The following is an 866-nucleotide window of genomic DNA, read 5'->3' as shown; positions in this document are numbered from 1 at the left end:
CTTGCAGGAACGCAAGCAAGGCCAGATTGTCGGGGCGGTCTCGATTCGCCAGCGGCCGGCGTGCGTCGAAGACAGGGCTGTTCCGGGCCACTGGGAGGGCGACCTGATCATCGGCGCGAAGAACAGCCAGATTGCCACGCTCGTGGAGCGCCATTCCCGCTACGTGATGCTGGCCAAGCTCGGTGGCAAAGATTCTCAGACCGTGGTCGACGCACTGATCGAGCGGGTGAAGAAGCTACCCAACAACCTCATGCAGACCCTGACCTGGGACCGAGGAACGGAGTTGGCGCAGCACGCCAGGTTCACCGTAGCCACGGACGTGCAGGTCTACTTCTGCGATCCTCGCAGCCCGTGGCAGAGAGGAACCAACGAGAATACGAACGGGCTGCTGCGGTACTACCTAAAGCGAACCGACGACCTGTCTCTGTACACGCAGGAGCAGCTAGACCAGGTCGCCAGAAAGCTCAATACACGTCCCAGAGAGACTTTGGGATTCGAGTCACCAGCCGAAAGGCTGGCAGCCACCGTTGCATTGACCGGTTGAAACCGCCGGGACCCAGGGCTCCCGATGAAGGCGGCCGTTGGCCGCCTTTCCCTTGAAAGCTCTGGATTCCCGCCTTCGCGGGAATGACGGCGAAGGTCAATTCGGGCGGGAACGACGGCCAGGTCAATTCAGATACCGCGGCCGGTTCCCATCGCCCTCGTCGTGCGGCGGCTCGCTGCCCACCACGGGATGGAACGGCTCCTTCCACTGGGACTGCAGCAGCGCCTGGTCCAGCAGGTGCATCAGCCCCTGCATCAGCTTGGGCTGCATCTCCATCTGGAAGCTGCGCGGCTTGCTCGCGCCGTTGGGCGGACGCTCGTTG

At 63.0% G+C, this 866-nt stretch carries 2 protein-coding genes; one reads left to right on the top strand and one right to left on the bottom strand.

Annotated elements, in window-relative coordinates; translation table 11 throughout:
- The coding region (locus tag ACYVAK_RS14670) for an IS30 family transposase (protein ID WP_461062326.1) at positions 1-544 on the top strand (544 nt) is incomplete at its 5' end.
- Between the two features lie 123 nt (positions 545-667).
- Here ACYVAK_RS14670 and ACYVAK_RS14665 read toward each other — a convergent pair.
- Positions 668-866: hypothetical protein (locus ACYVAK_RS14665; protein ID WP_461062324.1), on the bottom strand; the 199-nt coding region annotated here is incomplete at its 5' end.

It is taken from the genome of Silanimonas algicola (assembly GCF_054777375.1).
The sequence above is the reverse complement of the archived record's forward strand: the minus strand, read 5'-3'. Positions and strand labels throughout refer to the sequence as shown.